This window comes from Pseudomonas sp. DWP3-1-3b3 (genome assembly GCF_049896305.1).
GTDB classification, from domain to species: Bacteria; Pseudomonadota; Gammaproteobacteria; order Pseudomonadales; family Pseudomonadaceae; genus Aquipseudomonas; species Aquipseudomonas azotoformans_A.
In genome coordinates this window covers 524,495-549,215 of the sequence record NZ_JAFCUA010000003.1, presented here as the reverse complement: position 1 = coordinate 549,215, position 24,721 = coordinate 524,495, and the positions used below count along the sequence as shown (strand labels likewise).

Sequence of the window (24,721 nt, the reverse complement as noted above, 5' to 3'; positions counted from 1 at the left end):
AAAATCGAAAAAAAGCTGAAAAATTCAATGCCCGCACGGGTCACCAATACAAATAAGCAAAGTCTGAGGAATCAGTCAACACTGGAACCAAGTGGCTCCCATACAAAAGTATGATGGCGAATCGCTTCCACCCACTCACGTTCCTGTTATGCTAAGACTGTAATCTTGCGCCCAAGGTCAAGATCGACTGCTTAGGAGGAGCTATGTCAGAAACCGTAAACGTAGGTGAGATCGCCGAAAAGCTTTCAGAAGAAATATTCAGTTCGTTTTTCTGGAATATGAAAGGCAAGTGGAACGAGAATTTTGCTTGCCACTGCCCAAGTCATCTCGGGACTAATGATAAGTCAAAGAGCGAACATCCAGGTGATGCAATATTTCACTACGAAGACCCCTATCTTGGAAGCACAATATATTTACATACCGATCTAAAAGCATACAAAAAAAACAGCATAGGAAAACAAAAACTACGCGACGCTTTTAAGTCTTTAGCCATAACTATTGAATGCGCGAGAGACTCGGAGTCTTGGCGTAAAGTGTTTTCGATTCCAGATAGCGAAAATTATGAGGTGCGCGGACTACTTTTTGTACACAATCACGATCACGGTTATGAAAAACCATTTTATGATCTGATTGGAAAAATTGGATTTGACTCTTTACCAATACCTCCCAATGTTTACCTGCATTATCTTGGGCCCCAGGACATAAATCGACTTTACACAATTTCAAATGACATAATCAGATTAATTCATCAGAAAAAAATTTCTTCAGACTACACATTCTACTATCCAGATTTAGTAATGAGAAGACGACAAGGCGACATATGGGGCCAGCCAGCAACTATAGAAGCTCTCACAAGCCCGTATTTAATGATACAACACAAAGGCACAGAAAAAGTTGAGGCTGGTTATATAATTTATTACAACCGCCCAGGAGCTTCTCACACAGAGTTCGAGTACTTCCTGGATTGTTTATCCCGATATCAAATGCTGGAATCAGGCAAGTCCGTTCAAATTCGCATAACATCTCAAAAGCCCGACCCAGACATAGTTGCAAACTTCCACGCTGCCAAAGAACGCTATGCAAAAGCTTGGGGGTTTGACCCGATTCGAGAAACAGTATTGAACGCTATAAGTATCGACCCTGTAACAGCTGTAACTGATGCATATAATCCCGGCTGGATGGGGTGGCGTAATTGAAAAAAAATACCTTTGGGCCTGCAATGTACTTTGCGTCAGATAAAAATATTTTCGACGCTCTGATCCAACATAGAGTTGACGCCCCAACCTTAGCTATACTTTTCGAACGAAGAAACCTCATTGTTTCCAAAAAAACATCTAGAGACGACTCAGCAGAGTATTTTTCCCGCCTCCCCCATGATTACTACGATCATAAAATCATATCTGAAAAACTAGGTATTCTTCCGCGCCGCGAGCGAACCACTTCTATGGACCTAGTTGGAAACATAGACCCAGAAGAAGTAAAGTTCGCACTCGACGAATTAAAAAAAGAAATAAAAGCCAATGGTGATGTGGCTCACATTTCAAGAGAGGGCGACAGTTTTACTTTAAAAATTCAATATTCACTCATCGACTATAAAAAAACAGAATTCGCACAACAACAAACTAAAAATGGCACTATTGAATTTATAAAAACCGTTGACGGATACCTCATCAACAACGCCCAAAATGATTTCATAAACTCTATACGTGACGACATTGTCACAAAGGTAGACAAGCTAATCCCTGACAACATCACAAAAATCACAGTAAATTTGTTTGATGTCGTTGACCCGAAACTTAGAACGCAATTTTTCATAGCCCTTAGTTCTACTCTTGAAGGATTTTCTCGTCGCGACGTATCAGATGTATATGTTTACAAACCGAAGCTAAACTCAGATGGCGATGACGAACTAGCATCCGATGATGACGAAACACACATAGAAAAAGTATTACTAAAAGGAAATGGGATTACACGATCTTCATTACTAGTTGACCTTGTAGACTCTGACGAATTTTATATATTTAAGATGTGCTGGGCTTCACAAAGAACACTGGGAAATGGTGACGTGATCAAAATCGAAGCACTTTTTGCCGACCCCAAAAATTGCACAAATTTCTCAATATTAGTCAAATCAGTCTTTCCATACTCAGATGGAAATCTCGGCAAGAAACGAGCCCCGTTAAAAACCGAAATAGATTCAATTTCTCGCTTAGTAGAAAAAACCGCCCGCGAGCAGATGTTAAAAATCAGAGCCATCGCTACTTTGGGGGCTAATAAACCATGATTTTCCGCTATAAATGGTACAAGGTTCGGCTGCCCTGCAGCGTGACAGACTTCTTCACTCGTCTTAGAGCTAACGGATATAAACCACAGAATGCCAGTGGCTTTTTGGCCAACGAAGCAGAGTCTTCTTTCCGTTATGTCTGGACCTCCATCATCAATGCTATCCGGTTGGATAGTGAAGGCAATAACGAGTATGAAAAAATAACAACCATCAACTCTCAATCAGTAACACTACTAGGCTCTCACCCTGTAATTCTTCGCTTCGACAATCCACCACGATCGTTACGTGACGTTTTAAACGCTTTAGAAAATTCAACTGGGTTTGGATTTACTTGCGAGCAAGTTATTATCACAGACACGCTAGTACAGACCGCACTAAGTAATGCCTCGTGCAAGACCCTTAATAGTTTAAAACTCTCAGGTTCGCTTCCAGAAGCAGAGTCGCTTGCCAGACTGGAGCTCGCCTCAAAGACCGGTATAAACGCAGAAAAGATAAAATTTTTAAATCTGGGTAATTTTTCAATTGATGCAGCTTCCTATGAGATCATATACAAGGGGCTCAAAGGGCAGATCGGTTTTTCACGCACTGCGGCCTGCAAAATCAGCGGACCACTAACACCATATATCCTAGAAAATTTAGAAAACGCGCTAATTCTAGAACAAATACAAAACACGCCAACATAGCAATCGCACACCACAACCGAAAAACTAATAAACAAGGAAGTAAAATGCAAGAATTCTCATTGGAAAGATCATCAGAAAAAATTCATTATGGAAAAACAAGAGATTACTTTAAAGAGGTTCTATCCTCCTATCACAATGAGAATTATAGATCAGCCGTAGTTATGTTATGGTCAGTTGCGGTTTGCGATATTGTTTACAAGCTGCAAAACTTAATAGATTTATATGAAGATGCATCCGCAAAAGAAATCTTAGACGATCTTGGACGGATGCAAAAAGCCGACCCTAGATCTCCAGCATGGGAGCTAAAACTCATTGATGATGTCAGCGAGAAAACTCACCTTCTTGACACCGCAGAATATGAAAACTTGAGACACCTACAAAGACAACGCCATTTATCGGCACACCCGGTGCTTAATGCAGAGAGAGAGCTTCACTCACCCAACAAAGAGACAGTCAGATCTCTACTTCGCAACACATTAGATGACGTTCTAACTAAGCCGCCATTTTACACGCAACACATTTTAAATGAACTATTAGAAGACATAGCAGAGTCAAAAGAATTATTAAACAACCGAAAAAAACTAAAAAAATATACTGAAAGCAGATATTTCGACAGAACCACCCAAGCAGTAGAACTTAATCTATTTCGCTCCATATGGAAAATCGTTTTCAAAATAGAAAACGAGAAATGCAATAAAAACAGATTGATAAACTTGCAGGTTTTAGAGGTAATCGCCAAAAAAAACCGGACTGAACTGGTGAAAACCGTGCAAGGCGACATCGACTTCTACAGCAACATTGCAAATACGGGAGAACCTATTCAGTATTTAACTTTTTTCCTCTCTCAACATAATGAGCTATTTTCAATACTGAGTGAGGCCGCCCGGTTAAAAATTGAACATTGCGTTGCAAACAATGAGGTCGGAAAAACTTTAGGGTGGTTTATAAAAGGAGATCTTATCCAACATGGCGATGATGTTGAAAACTGGATTAGGACAGAAAAGCCAATATTCGCACCAGAGCAATTTGATGTGCTTTTGCAAATTTCCGACTCTGAGGAATGGCAAAATAAATTTTGTAAGATCGCCTCAACATACTATGGATCCAGCACTAGTTATGACCAAGCAGATTCACGATTTCAAGTATCCATACCCAAATACATAAATCTATTTAATGAAAACTCCATAATCGATCTCGCACAAAAAATCGAGAACAATAGTCAGTGCCACGACAGAGGGCGAGCACGTCACGACTACTCAATTATAAAACAACGAATTGATGAGCTTTTTGGCTCAAACTTCAATTATTCCGAATACACTTGGTTCAGTCGAAAACTCGGATTGGCAGACTGACACTTTATACATATGGGCATACTCGTCCAACGAGCATGCCCACTTTAAATTCTATATTTTCAATAATCAAAAAAAAGAAAATTGCTAATTGTTAGCCAACAACTCCCTAACCCTCCCCCCCAACACCTCCACCGCAAACGGCTTCGTCAACACCCCCATCCCCGCCCCCAACTGCCCATACCCCATCACCGCATTCTCCGCATACCCGGTGATAAACAACGTCTTCAACCCCGGCCTCAGCTCCATCCCCGCCTCCGCCATCTGCCTTCCATTCATCCCACCCGGCAACCCCACATCCGTCACCAGCAGATCAATATGCACATCCGACCTCAACAGCTTCAGCCCTGCCGCGCTGTCGGCGGCTTCGATCACGGTGTAACCCAACTCCCCCAGTACATCGGCGAGCAGCATGCGCACAGTGGACTCGTCGTCCACCAGCAGCACGGTTTCGCCGTGTTGGGCGACTTCGATATCCACTTGCCCTGGGGTCAGTTCGTCACCCGGTGCGGCGCCGTGGTGGCGTGGGAGGTAGAGGGACACGCAGGTGCCTTCGCCTTCGGTGGAGTGCAGGTGCACTTGGCCGCCGGATTGTTGGGCGAAGCCGTAGATCATGGACAAGCCCAGGCCGGTGCCTTGGCCGATGGGTTTGGTGGTGAAGAAGGGTTCGAACACGTGGGCCATGACGTCGGGGGACATGCCGGTGCCGGTGTCGGTGACGCTCAGGCGCAGGTAGGGGCCTTCGGCCAGGTCGTAGGCGCGGGCGGCGGTGGCGTCGAGCCAGTGGTTGCTGGTTTGCAGTTGGATGCGGCCGCCTTGGGGCATGGCGTCGCGGGCGTTGATGCACAGGTTGAGCAGTGCGTTTTCCAGTTGGCTGACGTCGACGAAGGCGGCCCAGGCATCGGCGGCGCCGGTGGTTTCGATCTGGATGCCGGGGCCGGCGGTGCGTTGGATGAGTTCGGCCATGCCGTACATCAGGGTGTTGACGTTGGTGGCGCGCGGTTCCAGGGTTTGCCGGCGCGAGAAGGCCAGCAGGCGTTGGGTGAGGACGGCGGCGCGTTTGGCCGAGCCTTGGGCGGCAACCATGTATTTGTCGACGTCGCTGAGGCGGCCTTGGGTGATGCGGCGGTTCATCAGTTCCAGCGCGCCGGAGATGCCGGCGAGCAGGTTGTTGAAGTCGTGGGCCAGGCCGCCGGTGAGTTGGCCGACGGCTTCCATTTTTTGCGATTGGCGCAGTTTTTCTTCGGCCTGCATGAGCATGGCGGTGCGTTCGGCTACGCGCTGTTCCAGGGTTTCGTTGAGAGCGCGCAGTTCGGCTTGGGCGTCGCGCAGGGCTTCGTCGGCGATGGTGCGTTCCAGCAGGTCGGCGGCTTGGCGGGCGAGGATGTCGAGCAGGCGCAGGTCGCGTTCGGATGGCTGGTGCGGCGTGCTCCAGTGGGTGGAGATCATGCCGAGCAGGCGGCCATCGCGGGACAACAACGGGGTGGTCTGGGCCGAGCGGATGCCAGTGTTGCGGAAGGCTTGCAGGTCATCGGTGCCGGCGATGTCGGGCCATTCTTCGAAGTCGGGGATGATGGCGCGCTGGCCCAATTGCAGGGCCATGGTGCAACTGCTGTAGGCCATGGGGCTCACCCATTGCCAGAACCCGACCGCTTCCGGTGGCAGGCCGCGTGAACACAAGAGCTGCAACTGGCCGCCATGGCCGGACGGGTGGCCTTCGGGGCACAGCAGCTGCATGGTTCCGAACTGCGAGCCGGTGATGGACACGGCGGCGTCGACGATCTTGCCGTAGAGGGCTTCGAGGTCTTGCTCGCCGATCAGGTCGAGGCTGATGCGGTGCAGGAATTCGATGTCCGACAGGGCGGTTTCCGAGTCACGGGAAACGCCTAGGGGGAAAGCGGCCGGGAAGGCGGTGCGTAGGGTTTTCATGGGACTACCAAGGGAATGGCATTGAGCTATTAGCAGGTTATCAGCAAAGCTGTGGCCACGCGCTATAGGCAGACGTTCGGTGGTGAACGCTTCATTCATCGGCGGTGGAATGTGCGCGCTTTCTCATGGTCTGTACGACAACGTTGCAAAGGACTCATGCCATGTCGATACGCCTTATGCTCTGCTTGCTGATACTGCCGCTGTTCTCAGGCTGCCAATACTTCCCACAGACCCATTACTTCACCGCCCCTGAAAACGAGCCGAATCCCGCCTGGGTCCGCATCGTCAATTTCACGCAACATGCCGATCTCTACCAATACGAAAACGGTGTGCGTTCAGGCGGCGTTGTCCGCAGCGGGCCGCTCCCGTTCATCCATACGCAGGACCAGGGCATGCCCAAAGCCGGGCAGGAGTTGACGTCCGACTACTATGAAACGCGTGTGCGGCCCGGCATTGACACCCATGTGGGGATGTTCTGGGAGGGGCCGCGAACCCAGTCGTGCTTTGTGACTGTGGAGTTCGTCCCCCAGGCCGGGCACTACTATCAGTTCAGTCTGACCTCGGGGTCCAGCGGCACCTGCACGGCGTCAGCGTCGTTGATCGAGCGCGACAAGGACGGGACTGGATGGCATCTCACGCCGAACCCGCAGGTGAAGTACTCTCCCGTCGGCCCTACCGCCAAAACGCATTACACCAACAGCCGCTTCGAGGACTCCAACTACCAGCCGCCTCCTGATCTTTATCCTGGCATCTAGCGAAACGGCCCTAAACATCAGCAGCCAGCCCCAGCAACTCATTCACCAGTTCAAGGGCTTCCTGCTGATAGCCCTCACGCCAACGCGCAGAGAAGTCCTCGGGCCTGCCCTGCTCTTCCCACTCGGCCAATGCCAAGCCATTGATGATTTCCAGCTCGAACCATTGGCGCTGCCACGCGGCAGCGTCCACCACCAGCACGGTGTCCTGCCACAGAAACTCGGTGTGCGCGACAAATTGGCTCCACGAAAACAGCCCGTGTGGGGCCCTTTCTGCCTGCGCGGTCAGTTGCGCTTTGTTCATTTAATGCTCCTTTCTAACGACGCCCTCTTCTTCCCGGCCATGCTCTCACAGCGCAGAAAAATAGCCTGGCATTGTTGTAGACTTCCCGGCCTTTCCCCCTACTTGAGAACATGGACGTGAAAAAACGCCTGCTGCTCGGATGCATCACCTTAACCCTGGCCGGCTGCACCTTCACCGGCGCCAACGAAGTGGCACCGGGCGAGTACATGATTACCAGCCATGGCAGCATCTTCAATTCCCGCGAAGGCCTGCTGGAGAACATCAACCAGAAAGCCGCGAAAGTCTGCGACGGCAAGCCGTATCACCTGGAAGGCGACAGCGGCGCGAATATGGTGGTGAGCACCACCACGCATATCGGCCAGACGCCCACGACCGTGCTGGGCTTGAAGGCGGTGTGCGAAGGTCGCAAAGAATAGCGCTCGTCTTCTTTCGGAGGTTTCCATGGCTCAATCCAAACGCGACAACACCCGCATCGAGCGCCGCCTTGTCGCCGCGCTCACCGACGCCTGCGAAACCGCCAAAGCCGAAATCCCAGGGTTTGAATGGCTGACCCATACGGTCAATTACGCCGACTTCCCCGGCAGCCTGCGTATCACCTGGGTCTTCGACACCCGCGCCAGCCAGGCGCAGGCCGTGGCGACGGGGTTGGACGCGCGTATTCGCGAGTTGACCGCCACCGCACTGCAGGATGCCGAGATCCCACCCGTGCAATTGGCGCGTTGCGTTCACCTGGATTCTGAAGAAGCCTGCCACGCCCAGCACGGCGGCAATTGGCGTTTGCGCCTGATGCGCTCAGCCAACTAGAGACTGACACCCAACTGCTGGATAATGCCCCCGCCCTGTTCCTCGCCTGTCGATAAGGAAGTCCCTCCAATGAAGTTGCCGTTTTCCGCTGCCCTGCTCGCGTCTGCCCTGCTGGCGCCTTCCTTTGCCCAGGCCGATGACGCCGCCTTGGTCGACACACTCAAGGCCTTCACCCGTTGTGATGAGACGTTCTTCAGCCGCCTGAACACCCATCGCGACGCCTGGCAGGCCTATGCGCCGCTCAAGCAGGAGAAGGACTTCACCTGGATCGCGGTGCGCGACCGTACCGAACCCAAGGCCTCGGCCGTGCCGGTGAGTGCGCCGGCCATCGCGGGGTTGAAGCTGCTGTCCTATAACGATGAGGTCAGCGATCTTGGCCCGTTGGGCCTGTATTACTTCTGGGGCTTCACGGTGGACGGCCCGATTGATGAGGTCGCCCCGCGCCTCGCGGCGTTGCTCGACCAACCCGGTGCGCTGCAAAAAGGCGAGGGGCAATACACGCGCAGTGAGTTGAAGGTGGGCAACAGTTGGCAGGCGATCAAGCCGATGCCGGGCAAGGCGCCGGGGCTGCGCAATGTGGAGCGGGTGCTGATCGTGGAGCCGGAGGGCAAGTATTCCCGTGTGAGCTGTTCGGTGCAGGGTGGCGTGAATGCCGGGCTGCTGGCGCTATTGCGGCCGGACATCGCGCCGGTGGATTACCCGCGCACCGTGGCGGAAACCAACCTCGGCGATGTGCCGGTGCCGCCCAACGTGCTTAAGGGGCTCGACGCGCCGCTGTTGCAGCCCAAGTTCAAGACGTTGAGCTACAGCTACCTGTCGAAGAACGCCGCGGGCAAGGACGCGCCGATCACCATCCGCTTCAAGGCCGAAGACGGTTTGTTGGTGAAGAACGAAGCCTACGGCGCCGCCTTCAATGTGGACCGTTTGATGCTGGCGGACCTGATCCAGCTGAAATCGAAAATGAACGGCGTAGGCGAAGGCCAGGTGCTGCAGACCCGTGAGGCCGAGGTGAAATTGCCGACGAGCTGGGCGCCGGGCGAGACCCTGAGTGCGCACTTGAAGATGGCCAACGTGCCGGTCAAGCCCACCGACAAACCGCTCGAAACCACCTTGACCTGCAAGGTGGGCGAGCGCTTCCCGGCACGCCAGGTGTTTGCGTCGTTGACGGGCGATGCCATCCGGTTGGCCTGCGAGCAGGACGGTTATGCGTCGTCGCGCGCGTTTATCGAAGACCTGGGCGTGGCGCTGACGCTGGAGTCGACGTCGAGCCAGACCCACTATGTGAATGAAATCCAGACGCTGGACGTGGTGCGCTGACTAAAGCCCCTGCCCCTGCAAAAACGTGTCGACCTGGCGTTCGAAGCCAGGTCGCTCGAACTTCACCAGCGCCATGCGCCACAGGCCTTGCAGGTAGGTAAGGATCACCGTGGCGGTCACCTGCGGGTCGAGGGATGCTGGCAGCAGGCCCTGGGCCTGATCCTCACCCAGGCGCTCGGCCATGATGCCGCGCACCGCTTCCAACCCCTGCTCGGCGCGCTCGCGCAACTCCGGGTCTGACAACACCACGTCTGTCACCATCGCGGCCACCATGCACAGGGGCGATGGCATCTGTGCGCCTTCCAGGTCATCAAGGATCACGCTGAAAAATGCGCGAATACCCTCGGCCGCCGTGGGCGCCGATACCAGGGCTTCCAGGCGCCGCGCCACCACATCGTCTTCGTAACGCTGCACGCAGGCCAGGTACAGCTGCTTCTTGCTCTTGAGCGAGTTGTAGAAGGAGCTTTCGCCGATGTCCATGACCTTGAGCAAGTCGCGCAGGCCAGTGGCGACGTAGCCACGCTGCCAGAACAACACCTTGGCCTTCTCGACGGCCTGGTCGTAATCAAACGCAATTTTTCTCGCCATGGGTCACCTGCCAATTCTGTATCGGCCGATACAATATCATTGACGAGGGATTTCTGCTCAGGCTATTTTGTAGCGGTCGTTACAAACAATTGAACCCTGGAGACAGAAATGCCCGCGACATTCGATTTTTCCGCCCATCGCCCCTTGGTATTGCCGCCAGCCACAGAGGCCGTCACCCCGTTCGAGGTGCACGTGCCCCAGGCTGCCATCGAGGATTTGCAACTGCGCTTGCGCATGGCCCGTTGGCCTGATCAGGAGTTGGTGGAGGACTGGTCGCAAGGTGTGCCGTTGGATGCCGCGAAGTCGCTGGTGGACTACTGGCTCAACGGTTATGACTGGCGCACGTTTGAAGCGCGCTTGAACAGCTTCCCGCAGTTCCGCACGCGGATCGACGGCGTGGGTATTTACTTCATTCACGCACGCTCGCCGCACCCGAACGCTACGCCCATTTTGCTGACCCACGGTTGGCCCGGCTCGGTGCTGGAGTTCCTGAATGTGATCGAGCGCCTCACCGACCCGGTGGCGTTCGGCGGCAAGGCTGAAGATGCGTTCCATGTGGTGGTGCCGGCGATTCCCGGCTACGGTTTTTCCGACAAACCCACCGAGCAAGGCTGGAACCCGGCGCGCATCGCCCGCGCCTGGGCGGTGCTGATGACGCAGCGGTTGGGTTACAAGCACTGGGTGGCCCAGGGCGGCGACTGGGGCGCGGCCATCACCACCGCGTTGGCCGGCCAGGCACCCGAGGGGTTAAAGGCGGCGCACGTGAATTTGCCGATGGTGGTGCCGGCGCAATTACCCGCCAACCCGACCGAAGAAGAGCGTCAGGCCCTTGAGGACATCGAGCGTTACGTCAGCGACAAGGCCGGCTACGCCAACCAGATGAACACCCGCCCGCAAACTATCGGCTATGCCCTGAACGATTCGCCGGTGGCCCTGGCCACGTGGATGTATGAAAAATTCTGGGAGTGGACCGACAACAACGGCCGCCCCGAAGACGCCCTCACCCGCGACCAGATGCTCGATGACATCTCGTTGTACTGGTTCACCGGCACCGGCACGTCCAGCGCGCGCCTGTACTGGGAAGGCGTGGGCGCGACCATTCGTGGCGCGGACTTTTTCTCGTCGGCGCGGGGCGGCTTGGAGCGTATCCAGGTGCCGATGGGCGCGAGCATTTTCCCCGCCGAAACCTTCAAGCCGCCACGGGCGTGGGCAGAAGCGGCGTGGGCCAATCTGTTCTATTGGAATGCGGTGGACAAGGGCGGCCACTTTGCGGCGTTCGAACAGCCGCAGGTTTTTGCCGAGGAATTGTGGAAGGCGTTCCGGCCGTTTCGCGCAACCACAGGCTGATCGGCCCCTTGTGTTTTAGCCGTGGCTGCACTCAACTATGTGCCCTCCCCTCTAGCGAGTATCGACATTGGAACGTTATGAATCGCTGGTCATCGGCTTGGGCGCCATGGGTGCCGCCACGGTGTACCAACTGGCCAAGGCCGGTGTAAAGGTTGCCGGTATCGACCGTCATCACCCGCCCCACACGTTTGGCTCCAGCCATGGCGATACGCGGATCACGCGGTTGTCGGTGGGTGAAGGCGCGCAGTACGTGCCCATCGTGCGTAATTCCCATCGCATCTGGCGGGAGCTGGAGGCGCTGTCGGGGGAATCGTTGTTCGAACAGTCGGGGTTGCTGGTGCTCACCTCCCGTGAGGATTTCGACCCAAGCGATGAAACCGACTTCACCCTGCGTACCATTGGCCTGGCGCAAACCTACGGTATCGAGCATGAGGTGCTGGACGCGACGCAGATTCGCCAGCGCTTTCCGCAGTTTGCCCAAGTGGCCGACAGCGCCATCGGCTATTACGAACCCGGTGGCGGGTTCGTGCGGCCCGAGCGCTGCATCGAAGTGCAGTTGCGTCTGGCCGAGCAACAGGGCGCGACGTTGTACACAGGCGAAACCGTGACCCACATCAGCTCGGACGAGCACGGCGTCACGGTGACCACTGACCAACGCACCTTGCAGGCCGACAAGCTGGTGGTCAGCGCGGGCAACTGGGCGGGGGGGTTGCTGGGGGCGCCGTTTGATCGGTTGCTCAAAGTCTATCGCCAGCAGCTGTTCTGGTTCGAAACGGAGCCGGATGCGGCGCTGGTCGGCGCGTCTCCTACGTTCATTTTTACCCATGGGCCGGGCGAGGGTCACACTAACTACGGCTTCCCGGCGTTACCTGGGGAAGGCAGTTTGAAAGTGGCGACGGCGCAGTATCACACCGTGTCTACCCCGCAGACGCTCGACCGCACCGTTTCGCCCGCCCAGGAGCGGGAGATGTACGAGCAGCAGGTGCAGGGCCGTATCGCCGGGCTGACGGCCAAGGTGGTCAAGTCAGCGGTGTGCGCCTATACGGTGACGCCGGACCATCATTTCATCATCGACCGGCACCCGAGGCTGCAGCACACCTTGGTGGTGTCGCCGTGTTCGGGGCATGGCTTCAAGCATTCGGCGGCGTTGGGTGAGGCGTTTGCGCAGTGGTGCAGGGAGGGTGCGAGTGAGCTGGATCTGTCGTCGTTTTCGTTGAAGCGTTTTGAAGGGCAATCGTTCTAAGAACGAGGGGCTTCAAAAGCTGCGGACCAACGAACCAAACAGATCACCCTCGGGCATTTTGCTCAGCGGGATCTCGGCATTTTCAAACCACTCCCGACTGGCCTCAGGGTGCGGGCCGCTCAGCACCACCACGCCCTTTTCATAGGTATACCGCGCCGCCGCGACGTCTCCGTTGCGGTAGGTGGCGATGGTTTTATACGACCCTTTCGGAAAGTACGGGCCATCCTGGAAGAAAACGTGGTCAGGCTTGCCCGCCCACGTGACCTGCACCGCGGCGTCGGCGATGCCGGGCACTTCGAAACCGGGGCGGCCGGCTTCGCCGTCGAGGTCCTGGGGGATCAGGCCGAGGTTGTTGTCATCCGCCAGGTAGGCGCCCATGCACAAGCCCAGGTAGCGGCCGCCGTTGGCGACGTAGTTGCGGATGGCCTCGCTGCGCGCATCGCCCAGGCTGCGCAGCGCTGCGGGAATGTCCTGGCCGCCGCCGGGTTGTACGTAGAGATCGTAGCGCGCCAGGGTTTGTGACGTGATGTCGATCGACTCATCCGCGCCCACAAAATCGATGTGATAGTTGGGATTGAGTCGTTGCAGGGCTTTCGCCACGTTTTCGGAACAGTCGTCACAACCCGCCGGGCCCCGGTAGATGGCGACGTGGGTGATAGGCGTCGCGGCCTCGGCCGGTGACGGCAGCAGCAGCGCAAAAGCAAACACGGTGGCGGCGGTGGCTCGCAGGTTCATGGCGATGGGCTCCAGGGCGGACACCCCAAAGCCTATAGCGATTGCGCCGTTCAATCCGTTAACAGTTGTAAAAACTCGGCGCCTTGCTACCGCCTTAAGGCGTCACGCCAGTGGCTTCACTGGGCAAACGCATACGCCCCGCCCTGCTCCACCGCCTTGCGATACGCAGGTCGCGCCTGGAATTTCTCCACCCACGCCGCCAGGTTCGGGTAGGCCTGCAACTTGCCCTGGGCCCTGGCGATTTCACCGATAAAACTCATCTGGATGTCCGCGCCGCTCAGTTCATCGCCGAGCAGGTAGGCTTTGCCCGCGAACACGTCGTTCAGGTAACCGAGGTAGTTGGCGACTTCCGATTCGATCCGCGGGTGCAACGGCGCACCCGCCTCGCCCAGGCGGCCGACGTAGAGGTTGAGCATCAACGGCAACATGGCCGAGCCTTCGGCAAAGTGCAGCCATTGCACGTAGTGGTCGTAGGTGGCGCTGGCAGGGTCCGGTTGCAGACGGCCCTGGCCGTGGCGGCGGATCAGGTAGTCGATGATGGCGGCGGACTCGATCAGCACCAGGCCGCCGTCTTCGATCACCGGGGATTTGCCCAGCGGGTTGATCGCCTTGAGCTCCGGCGGCGCAAGGTTGGTTTTCGGGTCGCGTTGGTAGCGCTTGATCTCGTAGGGCAGGCCGAGTTCTTCGAGCAGCCACAGGATGCGTTGCGAGCGTGAGTTGTTGAGGTGGTGGACGATGATCATTGAAGGCTCCGCAGGGCGAGAGGAATGTCTTGGAAACAGACTACGCCAGCCTTCGGGAGTGCCGACAAATAATTTTCGGCGTGACGGACGCCGTGGTTACCATGTGGATCGGTTCGAGAGGAGGCACACCATGGATCTGAAATTCAGCCACGTCGACATACTGGTCGAAAACCTTGAAGAAGCCTGTGCCTATTACGCACACATTCTCAAGGCACGCATTTCCAAGACGTTCGTGTGGGAGCGCGGCGGCCTGCACGTGCGGTATGCCGTGGTGCTGACGGGGCAAGAACGCTTCATGCTGGTCCAGCCGATCGCCGGCAACCTACGCGAACTGTTGGACGCCCACGGCGAAGGCATGATTTACCGCCACTGCTACACCACGCCGGACATCGAGATCGCTTATGACGAGCTGATCGCCGCCGGTGTGCAGCCAGAGAATGAAAACGGCGTGCCCCTGGCCCGCGAGAATCTGCAATCGCCGTCCGGGGGGCGCATTATCTGGCTGCCCAAGCGCTTCGGGCATTTCTCTATGGAGATCCTCGAAGAGGCGACCCTGGAGGCGTTTATTGTGGAGGCGTTTGGCTGATCGAGGCCCACGCCGCCTGCGCCAGCAACGCGGCGTAGTGATTCGGGCTGTGCTTGACCCGGCCGGATAACCACGCACGGGCATAGCTTTCGGCCGCGCCGATGATCAGCGACAGCAGCAGTTCTGCCGGAATATGGCTGAACGCCTCTCGATGGTGTTCGTCGCTCATCCACTCGGTCAATTGCGCGTTGCGCTGTTTGTTACGGGTGAGCAGTTCGTCCTTGTGCGGGCCGTTGGCCACGGCGAAACGGCTCTGGAACATAAAGCGCGCCCATTCGGGTTGCGCATCCACCCACTCCACATAACTGCGCACCAGCGCTTCCACGCCAGCCTGGGCGGTTTGCGCCTGCTTGAGGTGTTGCTCCCGCAGTGCGGCCTGGTCTTCCAGCGCGGCAAAAAACAGCGCGGCGACGATGCCTTCCTTGTTGCCGAAGTGATGGTAGATCGCGCCCACGCTGGTCTCGCACCGCGCGCGGATGGTTTCGATATTCGTCGCTTCAATACCTACGTCGTTAAAGCTGGCCAGGGCCTCGCGCAGGATGCTGCGCTTGAGGTCGCTGCGCCGGCCCGGGAAGGTGCGCTCGATCAGATCAGGTGCGTGCATGAAGTGGCTCGCCAAATGTACGGAGTCTAAAGGTACGGCCGCCCGCAGAGAAGGCACGGCTTGACATGGCTGGATTTTACGGAATATTGTTCCGTTACAGAATATTATTCTGTAACCATTATCAGGAGGATTATCCATGAGCCAGTTTCTCAACCTGTTCAACAGCGCAGGCCCTGCAGCGTTTAGCCAAATGGCCTGCCAAGTGGCGCCCTACTTCAGCACCATCAACCCGCAAGTCGCCGAGCTGCGGCCTGGGCACGCGGTGGTCAACGTGCCGTTTCGCAAGGAAATCACCAACCATCTGGCCTCCGTGCATGCCATTGCGTTGTGCAACGCGGCGGAATTGGCGGGTGGGACGATGACGGACGTGTCGATCCCCCAAGGCGCCAAGTGGATCCCCAAGGGCATGACCGTGGAATACCTGGCGAAGGCCAAGACGAACATCCGCGCCGTGGCGGATGGCAGCGGCATTGATTGGTCCACCGCAGGGGACAAGATCGTGCCGGTGGATATTTTTGATGAGGGCGAAGTGAAGGTGTTCACGGCGAAAATCACCATGAATGTGAAGATCGCCTGAGGCCCTGGCGGCAGGCTCGGCAACTGCCGAGCCACGCTTCAGTGCACCATCGACCACAGTGAAGCACCTACGCCGGTGATGCTCTCCCCCGCAATCAAGCCGGCGGCGGCGGTAATTGCAAAGCGTTCGGTGAGGCTCGGCCAGCGGCAGCTCACCAACCAGGTCAGTATGGCGCCCAGGGCCATCATCAGCGAAACCGAGGCCGGCAGCACAAAGGCCAGGCCCAGGGCGGCGGCACTCGGGAGGAAGCGGGCACGATGGGCAGGCAAGGTGCTGTCCAGCACACCGAGCACTACGCCAACCAGGCCGCCGATGGCAATTGCCCAGCGGATGCTGGTGGACAGTGAATCCAAGCCATGGGTGAGGGTTTGCGCCACGGCTTTCCAGGTAGCGACCGCCGGGGCCGGCCACTCTTCGGTGAGCAGCATGGTTTGCGGATCCGGGATCAACGCCAGGTAGGCGAAGACGCCAACGATACTGCCGATGAAAATCCCCAGGATCTGCGCGATCACCTGCTTATGCGGCGTGGCACCAATGGCCTTGCCCACCTTGAAATCATTCATCAAGTCGGTGCACTGCCCGGCCGAGCCACCGGCCGTGTTGGCGCTCATCAGGTTGATCGGCACCTGCCCCGGCGCGACGATGCCAAAGCTCAGCTGGGACAGCTGCCCGATGGCGCCAATGGGTGGAATACCGGTGGCGCCCACCACCCGCGCAGCCACGGCGGCGAGGCAGATCGCCAAGGGAATGGTGAGCAAGGCCATGTCGAGATTGATGCCGAACAGCAACGCCTGCAAGCTCACCACCAGCACGATCGCCAACGCAAAACCGGCGGCCGGCCCCGGTTTGGGCACCGTCCAGCTTGATCCGCCGCTGGCGTGAGTGGACCGGTACAACGCCCACAAACGAATCGCCAGCGAGGCCAAGGTGGAACACACCATCAGGCTCACACCCGGCCACAGCAACCACTCCACCAACGCGGCGAACTGCGGGCCGCTGCTGCCCGCAGGCAAGGTCACCAACTGTTGTGCCAACAGCCAGGGGCCCAGGCCACCCCAGGCGAGCAAGGCGCCGAGCAGCAAGGTCAGGCCCACGCGAATGCCGATAATGCCGCCAAACCCCACGAGCAATAGCGAAGGGTCGGCAGTAAACGTCAGGCGCTCCAACGGGGCACTGGGCGACCAGCGCGGGAAGGCCCACATGAAGGTATCCACCCACTTGACCAGCCCGGAGAGCAACGCGGCGCTGAGCAGCACCTTCAAGCGCGTCGCGGCTTCGCGCCCATGGTTGTAGATGTGCAGCAAGGTCTCCAGGGTGGCCATGCCTTCGGGGAATTTCAGCGCCTTGTCATTGAGCAGCGAGGGCCGTAGATACCAGGCGATCCAGATGCCCAGGAAACTCACCGAGAACACCCAGGCGATCATCGGGATGGCATCCAACTGGTTGCCGGTCAGCAAGGTATAGGCCGGGATCGGCGCCACCAACCCACCCGAAATAATCGACGCGGCGGCTGACGCGACGGTCTGGTTGATGTTGCTTTCGTGCAAGGTCCACGGCAGGTGTTCGGCGGAACGCTTGGCCACGCCTTGAAAGATGGCGTAGCCGATCAGCAGCGCGATGATCGACATGTTGAACGACCAGCCGATCTTCAACCCGGCGTAGACATTGGACGGCGTGAGCAGGATGCCGAGGACGCTGCCGGTGATGACGGCGCGCAGGCTGAGTTCGCGGGTGACGGGGCCGTGCGGGAGGGTCGTTGCGGACATGCGGATTCCTTTCGGCAAGGGAACAGGGCTACCTGACAAGTGAGCCCCGTATCCGCCGAAGGTTCATCCGATTGCTCAGCCCAGGCGAAACCGCGCGGTGTTGTCGCTCAATGCCTGGCTGCCCTTGCTCAAGGTGTCGGCCGCGCGGTTCACTGCCCGTGCGCCGTCAAGCAAACGTCCTGCCGCCTGATCCACTTGCTGGATATTGCCGCTCACTTCATCCGCCGTCGCCGCTTGTTCCTCTACGGCAGTGGCGATCTGCGCCAAGGTGTCGGTGACGTGCTGCACCGCACCAGCAATCTCGCCCAGGCGCGCGCCCAACCCGGTGACGGATTCAGCATCCGTCAGCGCCTGTTCACACGCGGCGCCCATCAACGTGACCGCTTGGCTGACCGTGGCGCGCAGGCTGTCCACCGTGCCAGCTATCTGCGCCGTGGAAGCCTGGGTGCGTTGCGACAAGCTGCGCACTTCATCGGCCACCACGGCAAATCCACGCCCCTGCTCACCGGCGCGGGCGGCTTCGATGGCGGCGTTGAGCGCCAGCAGGTTGGTCTGCTCGGCAATACCACGGATGGTGTCGACCACCGATTGAATCTGCTGGCCCTGCTGGCTGACCTGCTCCAGCGCATCGGCGGTGTCGGTCAGGCGCAGGTTGAGTTGTTGGATGCTGGCCGTGGTGCGCTGGCTGTCGCGGCTGCTGTCTTCGGCGATGCGCCGGGTCTGCTGGGCGCTGCCGGAAGCTTGTTCGCAGCTCTTGGCGACGCCCAGGGACGTCGCGGCCAACTGGGTGGCCGCAGCGGCAATCTGGCTGATTTGTTGTTGCTGGTCTTCGACTTCGGTGAGGGTGCTGCCCGACTGGGAGTTGAGGGTCAGCACCGCCGAACCCAGTTGCTGCGTCTCGTGATTGACCCCCAATAGACTGGTGCGCAACTGCACCACCGCCACGTTCAACGCGGTGCTGATGGCCGCGAGTTCATCGCGCCCTTCCACCGCCACCTCGACGCACAGGTTGCCGTCCCGCAGCGACTCGGCCAGGGTGGTGATGCCACTGGCGCTGCGGCGGATCGAGGCTTGCAGGCAGATGAACAGGTACAACGCGGCCAGCGCCAACAGGCTGAAGGTCGCCGCCACCGGCACGAATTTCTGCAACGAGCGATCACGGTAGTGACCCAGGCGCGCATCCAGCGAATCGAGCGATTGGTTACGCAGCGCGCCCAGGCTGTCGAGCATGCCGTCGACACTGGTTTCGAAGGCCGCCGTGTCGAGCTTGATGGTGCCGCCAAACACGCCGTCGTCGAGCACTTTGAGTTCGTTGTCCAGGCGTTGCAGGCTGTTGTCGTACTGCGCCGTCCATGGCTCCAGACCGGCATATTGCTTGGCCTTGAGCGAGGCCGCCGCCTTGACCAATTGGTCCCGCGCATCGCCGATGCGACTGCGCAGGTCACGCATCTGCAAACGGCTCTGCAAGGTGAACTGCCCCGAGGCAATGGACGACTGGCCGACACTGGCCATGCGGCCAATGCGCTCGATCAGGTCGGGGGTGTGCTGGGTGGAAATCTGCATCAGCAGGTAGGTTTCCAGCCACGGGTCGAGGATCAACCCGGCGTCCAGGGTGATCTGCTCGCGCAGGGTTTGCATCGCGGTCAGGGCCGAGGTGAAACGGTCGTAACCGTCCGGCCACCAGCCCACGGTGCGCAGGGATTGGGAGTCCATGCCCTTGACTGTCGCCTGCAAGGCGTCGAAGCGCGCGAGGATATCGGCACTGGCGTGCTGGGCTTTGAGTGAATCGCCCAGGGCTTGCAGGCTTTGCAGGATCACCGGGAAGTTGGCGTCGACCTTGTCCATCGCCGCCTTCGCCGCTGGCGTGGGTGCGTGCAGGATGTCCGCCGCCTTCCAGCGTGCGGCCAGGTTGCGCTGGGCTGTCAGCTGGCCATCCAGCGCATCCAGGGCCAACAGTTGCCGGACGCCGGACTGCTCGCTGGAAATCACGGTTAATTTGTCGCGATAGTCCGAGCCGATCATCCACAGGCTACCCGCCAGGGGCAGCATGAACAGGAAGAACAGGATCTGGAACTTGCGCGCAAAACCAAAACGCCCCAGCAGGCGAATACCCGGTGACAAAAGGCTGTGCATGTCCGACCACTCCCCAAAAACGACCCACGCGGTGCACCGCAGGGTGAAGCCTTGAAATGACTAACGGCAAAATGCCATGTCATTGATTAGCTTGGCTCAAGCAAGATACGGGCCGCTGTCGACGTGCCCAAGATAGGCGGCGCGGGAAGTAATCGCGCACGTAGCGTGCGCGAAAATGGGGCAAAAGCACTCAAGGTCTGTGCAGACCTGTAACAGTGGCTTATCGGGTCGACATGTACCGGTCGAAATTATTGATGTGATCATCCAGATTATCCTCAAGCATCATCCGGTACTGGTCACAGAAGTACTTCAACATCGCCTCCCGCGCATCGGCCATTTCCGCGCCGGACTTGAAGTTGCGCGCGCTGGCCCAGGCATTGAAGCGTGTGGTGCCGAACATCATCGAGGCGCTGACCTGGCCGAGGTTTTCGTGAGCCTGAAGTTGCTCGTTCGACAATTCGATGTGCGCGTCGGCACGGTCGTAGAAGGTTGAGTCAGTAGCATCTGCCATTGCGCGTTACCTGGGTGATCAGTGGTGAATAATCGGGCCATTGGAGCATGCACGACTGACCGCTGTCAGCAATCACCCTGTCACTCAGGGATACGCCGCAACACATCGTCATAAGGGGCCAAATCCAGAAAGGCGGTCACCTCGAAGGCCTTGCCATCGCGCATATGAAAGATCCAGGCGTAACTGTTGCGGTAGGCCTGACCGTCACGCGCAACACCTGCGCCCTCCCACTGAATAATCACGTGATCACCGTCAGCCCAGACCTGCTGGCTCACAGGCCTGACCGGGCTGGATAGGCGCGACACGAACGGTTTTACTGCACCTTCGGCAAACGCGTCGACGCCTCGATAAACCTGCGCACTGGGGCCTGAACCCTTGATCGTCCAGATGACATCCGGCGTCAGCATATCGCTGAAAAATGTGGTGCCACCGCCGCTCCAGCGCTCGAAGGCTTCAGTCACACGCTGCTTATTGTGGCGCTCGACTTGCGTAGTTGCATGAGCCACACACGACCCAAAGCCAAGGAGGATGACCAAGACCACGCGTTGAAAGATTGATCGATTCATTTCAGGTACGCCTTCTGCTGCTGAAGCCGGGCAACGCCAAACATCAATTGCTGCACCATCGGCCGCGAAACGAAACGCTGCGGAAAGATCGGTTCGGGCGCGCTGACCTGGTCGAGTCTGGCGATATGTTCAGCGTCCAGCTCAATGCTCAGCGCCCCAAGATTATCCTGAGCCTGGGCCAAGGTTCTGGCGCCCATTACAGGTGCAACAACGGCCGGGTTGCACAGCGTCCAGGCGAGCGCGACCTGGGACGGCGTGGCGCCGGTTTCGGCAGCGATGGCGGTGACCGCACTGGCAATCTCCAATGAGCGCGCATTCATATGCCCTGATGAACTGATCACACCCTTGCGTGTGGCCGACACGTTCGCCTCACTGGCCTGGCTCAGATCGTCGCGGCTGTATTTGCCGGTCAGGATTCCGCCACCCAGAGGTGACCACGGCAACACGCCAAGGCCCATTTCGGCAGCCATCGGGATCAGCTCATGTTCGACGCTGCGTTCGACCAGACTGTATTCGATTTGCAGGGCCACCAACGGCGACCAGCCGCGCAGCTCGGCAAGAGTCTGTAGCTGGGCGATTTTCCACGCCGGGGTATTGCAGATGCCCAGGTACAGCACTTTGCCGCTGCGCACCAGGTCGTCCAACCCGCGCATGACCTCTTCGACGCCCGTGGTGAAATCCCAGGCATGCAGGTACAGCAACTCAATGCGGTCGGTGTCGAGCTGGCGCAAGCTGGTCTCCACCGAGCGCATCAGGTTCATGCGATGGTTACCACCCGAGTTGGGGTCGCCCGGATCGCGGGCCATCGTGTATTTGGTCGAGACGACCAGGCGATCACGCTTGCCCTTGAGAAATTGGCCAAGGATGCGCTCCGACGCGCCGTTGGTGTAGTTGACGGCGGTGTCGATCAGGTTGCCGCCTTGGTCGACGTAAGTATCAAAGATCTGGCGCGCTTCGCTTTCATCCGCGCCCCATCCCCAGTCGGCGCCGAATGTCATGGTGCCGAGGGCGAGCGGCGAAACGCGCATACCGGATCGTCCGAGCAGGCGGTAGTGGTCGAGTGCGTTGAGAGTGGGCATGATGAACTCCTGTCAGCGATGGCGTTAAGCCGGTGAAGACAAGTCTGCCCCCCACTGGCTCGCCGTCTGTAACAGGATCGTCCCGCGTTCTTGCACGATTGTCCGGGGCGCTACGTTCATTCGCCTTTCAACGGAGCCCTCATGGATGCCTTGCAACAGTTAATCGAGCTGATCAGCCGTCACGCACCCAGCGACGGCACTCACGCCACACCGATTAACGGCGTAAGCCTGGTACGCTCAGACATTCCCACGCTGCCTATGCCGGTTGTCTACGTGCCGACGCTGTGCTTGATTGTTCAGGGCCGCAAACAGGTGGTGGCCGGCGCAACCTCCTACGTGTATGACGCGGCCACTTACCTGGTGGCCTCGGTGGATATTCCCGTGATGGGTTCGGTCATCGAGGCCAGCAATGCCGCGCCCTACCTGTGCCTGGTACTCGACCTGGACATGGCGGCATTGACGGATCTGGCGCTGCGGCACCCGGCGCCGGAGCATCAACCCTCGCGGCCCCCCGCAGGCATCGAACTCAACGCCACCACGCCCGAACTGCTGGACGCGGCTGTGCGCCTGGCCAAACTGCTGGATGCGCCCAGAGACATTCAAGAACTCGCACCATTGACGATTCGCGAGGTGCTTTACCGATTGCTCACCGGCAGCGGTCATGGCGCGGTGCGGCAAATGGCCAAGGCCGACAGCCGCCTCAACCAGATCGCCAAAGCCATCGCGTGGCTACGCCAGCATTACGACGAACCCTGCCGGATCGATGCCATCGCAGATATCGCGGGCATGAGCCGGTCCACTTTCCACGCCCACTTCAAGGCGGTCACGTCCATGAGCCCGCTGGAATTTCGCAGTCAATTGCGCTTGCAGGAAGCCCGACGACTGATGGTGGCCGAGGCGGTGGACGCAGCCGGCGCTGGCTTTCGCGTGGGGTACGAAAGCCCCTCGCAGTTCAGCCGTGACTATGTGCGCATGTTTGGTCTGCCGCCTGCCAAGGATGCTGGTCGATTGCGCCGTGACGCGCCTACGGTTGTGGTTCAAGCCAACAACTGAGTAATCCACCCGAGCTGCCGAGCAATTTCCTGAACCTTCTCCTCCGGCACTGCCTGTCGTGCATGCTCCAGGCTGGCCAAGGTCTTTCGCTTTTGATGCAACATACGTTGCCATTTGGCGATGAACGCCGGGCTGCGCGCCTGCATTTGCAGCGGGCCGAAGTACAGCTGCTCAGCGGTGTAAGCCACCGGCCCGGTGCGCTCGGCGACGATGATTTCGTAATAGAAGCGGTTCTCCCGCAGCAGCTCTTCACTGAGGATCGAGTAATCGTTGTCCATCAGCCATTGGCGCAGCGGTTGCTCACCGCCGTTGGGTTGCAGGATCAACCGTTCCCTGCCACTCAAGTGCCGCTTGCCGCTTTCGAGAATGTCGCGAATCGTCTCGCCGCCCATGCCGCAGACGCTGATCGCAGTGATGCCGTCATGGGCTTCGATGGCCGCCAAGCCATCGGCCAGGCGCACGCTGATCTGGTGCTCCAGGCCGTTGTCGCACACGGTGCGTTGCGCCGCATGAAAGGGTGTGGTCGCGACCTCCCCCGCCACTGCCGCTGTGATCAGCCCGCGACGCATCAATGCCACCGGCAAATAACCGTGATCGGAGCCGATATCGGCCAGGCGCGCGCCCGCCGGTACGTTGGCGGCGACGCGCTCCAGGCGCAGGGATAAGGTGTGTTCGTTCAACGCCTCTGCTCCCCCGAAAAACGGTCCCGGCTGTTGGTCAGGTGCAGCACCATGGCGGCGCGGGCGGCGTCCGGGTCCTGGCGTTTGATCGCGTTGAAGATCGCCTCATGTTCCAGGTTCGCCAATTGACCCAGCTGGGCAAAGTCGGCGCCGCCACGTTCATCGCCTTTCACCTGGGTACGCGGGATCATCGCATTGCCCAGGTGCAGCATGATTTCGGTGAAGAAGGTATTACCGGTGGCCTCGGCGATCAGTTGGTGGAAGCGCTTGTCTTCTTCTACGCAGCTGTCGTTGTTGGCCAGAGAGGCCTGGTAGTCGTCGAGTGCCTGGCGCATGTGGGCCAGTTGTTGGTCGGTGCGGCGCACGGCGGCCAGTGCGACGGCTTGCACCTCAAGACCCAGGCGCAGTTCGAGCATGTTGCGCACGCTGGCGACCGTGTCCACATGCAGGCGCAAGCCCTGCTGCGCCTGTTGCGCCAGCACAAAGGTGCCGATGCCGTGACGGGTCTCGACCAATCCCGACGCCTGCAATTTGGAGATCGCTTCGCGCACGACGGTTCGGCTCACGCCGTGCTCAAGCACGATGGTGGATTCCGAGGGCAGTTTTTCGCCGGGTTTCAACTGGCCGAGCAGGATGCGCTGGGTCAGCGCATCGACCACGCCCTGGGCCAGGTTGGTGGAGCGTTTACGCAGGGGGATTCCACTTTCAATGGGCATTGCAACAGGTCCACGGGGTTGAGCTGGGGGGAGCTTACCACCCAGCCCGGCGTCAGGCCTGGGTTGATTGAAAAAACCCTTAACTTGTATGACAACCAAACTTAACCCCCTCTCTCACAGATACCGCTCTCACGGTACCTACTGGCAAGAGCCTCGCTCAAAAATCGGCATAAACCCCAGTACATACAGCTTAAATAACCGAAATATCTGTTCTACACACCGCGTTATAAGAAGAAAAACACTCACTCCTGGATTGCGATCTTGAGAAGCCTACTTGTATGATGTCTATCAACAAGACGCACAAGCCCGCATAAAAATAATCAGGGGGAGTTTTGAATTGTGACCCATTCAATCCAAGTATCTGCCGCACCC

The 24,721-nt window shown here is 58.1% G+C and carries 26 protein-coding genes; 13 read left to right on the top strand and 13 right to left on the bottom strand.

Translation table 11 applies throughout. The features are described 5' to 3' along the window. Positions 1-203: 203 nt before the first annotated feature. From ACP7BX_RS12455 to ACP7BX_RS12440, 4 genes are read left to right on the top strand one after another with little or no spacing between them, the layout of a single operon-like run. Complete coding sequence (locus ACP7BX_RS12455; protein ID WP_426126751.1) at positions 204-1,196, top strand: hypothetical protein; 993 nt, start codon at positions 204-206, stop codon at positions 1,194-1,196. Next, positions 1,193-2,284 carry a hypothetical protein gene (locus tag ACP7BX_RS12450; protein WP_426126749.1) on the top strand — a complete coding sequence of 364 codons (1,092 nt, stop codon included), beginning with the start codon at positions 1,193-1,195 and terminating at the stop codon, positions 2,282-2,284. Before ACP7BX_RS12455 ends, ACP7BX_RS12450 begins: the two co-directional genes overlap by 4 nt. After that, positions 2,281-2,967, top strand: a complete 687-nt coding sequence (locus ACP7BX_RS12445) for a hypothetical protein (protein WP_426126747.1) — start codon at positions 2,281-2,283, stop codon at positions 2,965-2,967. Before ACP7BX_RS12450 ends, ACP7BX_RS12445 begins: the two co-directional genes overlap by 4 nt. Positions 2,968-3,011: 44 nt before the next feature. Then, complete coding sequence (locus tag ACP7BX_RS12440; RefSeq protein ID WP_426126745.1) at positions 3,012-4,319, top strand: hypothetical protein; 1,308 nt, start codon at positions 3,012-3,014, stop codon at positions 4,317-4,319. Between the two features lie 84 nt (positions 4,320-4,403). Here ACP7BX_RS12440 and ACP7BX_RS12435 read toward each other — a convergent pair whose 3' ends face one another. Continuing rightward, complete coding sequence (locus ACP7BX_RS12435) at positions 4,404-6,245, bottom strand: ATP-binding protein (RefSeq protein ID WP_426126743.1); 1,842 nt, start codon at positions 6,243-6,245, stop codon at positions 4,404-4,406. A 161-nt stretch (positions 6,246-6,406) separates the two neighbouring features. Here ACP7BX_RS12435 and ACP7BX_RS12430 point away from each other — a divergent pair, with 161 nt between their 5' ends. Continuing rightward, the gene (locus ACP7BX_RS12430; protein ID WP_426126741.1) at positions 6,407-7,000 is read left to right on the top strand and encodes a hypothetical protein; all 594 of its coding nucleotides are present in this window, start codon (positions 6,407-6,409) and stop codon (positions 6,998-7,000) included. Between the two features lie 10 nt (positions 7,001-7,010). Here ACP7BX_RS12430 and ACP7BX_RS12425 read toward each other — a convergent pair whose 3' ends face one another. Continuing rightward, positions 7,011-7,301: a hypothetical protein gene (locus ACP7BX_RS12425; protein ID WP_177076350.1), complete on the bottom strand. Its 291-nt coding sequence runs from the start codon at positions 7,299-7,301 to the stop codon at positions 7,011-7,013. Between the two features lie 116 nt (positions 7,302-7,417). On the opposite strand from ACP7BX_RS12425, the gene ACP7BX_RS12420 reads away from it, so the two are divergent. The 3 genes from ACP7BX_RS12420 (at position 7,418) to ACP7BX_RS12410 (ending at position 9,422) form a co-directional block, all read left to right on the top strand. Continuing rightward, on the top strand, positions 7,418-7,717 hold the full coding sequence (locus tag ACP7BX_RS12420; RefSeq protein WP_038843425.1) for a hypothetical protein: 300 nt from the start codon (positions 7,418-7,420) through the stop codon (positions 7,715-7,717). A 25-nt stretch (positions 7,718-7,742) separates the two neighbouring features. Further along, complete coding sequence (locus ACP7BX_RS12415) at positions 7,743-8,105, top strand: hypothetical protein (RefSeq protein ID WP_426126739.1); 363 nt, start codon at positions 7,743-7,745, stop codon at positions 8,103-8,105. A gap of 69 nt (positions 8,106-8,174) precedes the next feature. Beyond that, on the top strand, positions 8,175-9,422 hold the full coding sequence (locus ACP7BX_RS12410) for a hypothetical protein (protein ID WP_426126737.1): 1,248 nt from the start codon (positions 8,175-8,177) through the stop codon (positions 9,420-9,422). On the opposite strand, the gene ACP7BX_RS12405 is transcribed toward ACP7BX_RS12410, so the two are convergent. After that, complete coding sequence (locus tag ACP7BX_RS12405) at positions 9,423-10,010, bottom strand: TetR/AcrR family transcriptional regulator (protein WP_426126735.1); 588 nt, start codon at positions 10,008-10,010, stop codon at positions 9,423-9,425. A 108-nt stretch (positions 10,011-10,118) separates the two neighbouring features. On the opposite strand from ACP7BX_RS12405, the gene ACP7BX_RS12400 reads away from it, so the two are divergent. Continuing rightward, entirely contained in the window at positions 10,119-11,357 is a 1,239-nt protein-coding gene (locus ACP7BX_RS12400; protein WP_426126732.1) for an epoxide hydrolase family protein, read from the top strand. A gap of 67 nt (positions 11,358-11,424) precedes the next feature. Then, positions 11,425-12,600 (top strand): N-methyl-L-tryptophan oxidase, encoded by a 1,176-nt coding sequence (gene solA / locus ACP7BX_RS12395; protein WP_426126730.1) that lies wholly within the window; start codon positions 11,425-11,427, stop codon positions 12,598-12,600. Positions 12,601-12,612: 12 nt separating this feature from the next. Here solA and ACP7BX_RS12390 read toward each other — a convergent pair whose 3' ends face one another. Together ACP7BX_RS12390 and ACP7BX_RS12385 are read right to left on the bottom strand one after the other, a co-directional pair. Beyond that, positions 12,613-13,335, bottom strand: coding sequence for a BPL-N domain-containing protein (locus ACP7BX_RS12390; RefSeq protein WP_426126728.1), 723 nt, complete (start codon positions 13,333-13,335; stop codon positions 12,613-12,615). A 116-nt stretch (positions 13,336-13,451) separates the two neighbouring features. Further along, positions 13,452-14,078: a glutathione S-transferase family protein gene (locus tag ACP7BX_RS12385; protein ID WP_426126726.1), complete on the bottom strand. Its 627-nt coding sequence runs from the start codon at positions 14,076-14,078 to the stop codon at positions 13,452-13,454. A gap of 130 nt (positions 14,079-14,208) precedes the next feature. Here ACP7BX_RS12385 and ACP7BX_RS12380 point away from each other — a divergent pair, with 130 nt between their 5' ends. Continuing rightward, positions 14,209-14,664, top strand: coding sequence for a VOC family protein (locus ACP7BX_RS12380; protein WP_426126724.1), 456 nt, complete (start codon positions 14,209-14,211; stop codon positions 14,662-14,664). Here ACP7BX_RS12380 and ACP7BX_RS12375 read toward each other — a convergent pair. Then, the gene (locus ACP7BX_RS12375) at positions 14,642-15,268 is read right to left on the bottom strand and encodes a TetR/AcrR family transcriptional regulator (protein WP_314529800.1); all 627 of its coding nucleotides are present in this window, start codon (positions 15,266-15,268) and stop codon (positions 14,642-14,644) included. The genes ACP7BX_RS12380 and ACP7BX_RS12375 overlap by 23 nt on opposite strands. A gap of 136 nt (positions 15,269-15,404) precedes the next feature. Between ACP7BX_RS12375 and ACP7BX_RS12370 the strand changes: the two genes are divergently transcribed. Next, positions 15,405-15,845: a hotdog fold domain-containing protein gene (locus tag ACP7BX_RS12370; RefSeq protein ID WP_426126722.1), complete on the top strand. Its 441-nt coding sequence runs from the start codon at positions 15,405-15,407 to the stop codon at positions 15,843-15,845. A 38-nt stretch (positions 15,846-15,883) separates the two neighbouring features. Here ACP7BX_RS12370 and ACP7BX_RS12365 read toward each other — a convergent pair whose 3' ends face one another. The 5 genes from ACP7BX_RS12365 to ACP7BX_RS12345 form a co-directional block, all read right to left on the bottom strand. Further along, positions 15,884-17,611, bottom strand: coding sequence for an OPT family oligopeptide transporter (locus ACP7BX_RS12365; RefSeq protein ID WP_426126720.1), 1,728 nt, complete (start codon positions 17,609-17,611; stop codon positions 15,884-15,886). A gap of 75 nt (positions 17,612-17,686) precedes the next feature. Beyond that, positions 17,687-19,744 (bottom strand): methyl-accepting chemotaxis protein, encoded by a 2,058-nt coding sequence (locus tag ACP7BX_RS12360; protein ID WP_426126718.1) that lies wholly within the window; start codon positions 19,742-19,744, stop codon positions 17,687-17,689. Between the two features lie 220 nt (positions 19,745-19,964). Then, positions 19,965-20,255, bottom strand: coding sequence for a DUF3144 domain-containing protein (locus ACP7BX_RS12355; RefSeq protein WP_269131438.1), 291 nt, complete (start codon positions 20,253-20,255; stop codon positions 19,965-19,967). An 80-nt stretch (positions 20,256-20,335) separates the two neighbouring features. Beyond that, positions 20,336-20,821 (bottom strand): nuclear transport factor 2 family protein, encoded by a 486-nt coding sequence (locus tag ACP7BX_RS12350; protein ID WP_314529797.1) that lies wholly within the window; start codon positions 20,819-20,821, stop codon positions 20,336-20,338. Next, positions 20,818-21,900: an aldo/keto reductase gene (locus ACP7BX_RS12345; RefSeq protein WP_426126715.1), complete on the bottom strand. Its 1,083-nt coding sequence runs from the start codon at positions 21,898-21,900 to the stop codon at positions 20,818-20,820. Before ACP7BX_RS12345 ends, ACP7BX_RS12350 begins: the two co-directional genes overlap by 4 nt. Positions 21,901-22,041: 141 nt before the next feature. On the opposite strand from ACP7BX_RS12345, the gene ACP7BX_RS12340 reads away from it, so the two are divergent. Further along, positions 22,042-22,953 carry an AraC family transcriptional regulator gene (locus tag ACP7BX_RS12340; protein WP_314529795.1) on the top strand — a complete coding sequence of 304 codons (912 nt, stop codon included), beginning with the start codon at positions 22,042-22,044 and terminating at the stop codon, positions 22,951-22,953. Here the strand turns inward: ACP7BX_RS12340 and ACP7BX_RS12335 are convergent. Together ACP7BX_RS12335 and ACP7BX_RS12330 are read right to left on the bottom strand one after the other, a co-directional pair. After that, entirely contained in the window at positions 22,938-23,633 is a 696-nt protein-coding gene (locus ACP7BX_RS12335) for a tRNA (adenine(22)-N(1))-methyltransferase (RefSeq protein WP_426126713.1), read from the bottom strand. The genes ACP7BX_RS12340 and ACP7BX_RS12335 overlap by 16 nt on opposite strands. Beyond that, complete coding sequence (locus tag ACP7BX_RS12330) at positions 23,630-24,349, bottom strand: FadR/GntR family transcriptional regulator (protein WP_426126711.1); 720 nt, start codon at positions 24,347-24,349, stop codon at positions 23,630-23,632. The genes ACP7BX_RS12335 and ACP7BX_RS12330 overlap by 4 nt, the downstream gene beginning before the upstream one ends. Positions 24,350-24,721: the final 372 nt, after the last annotated feature.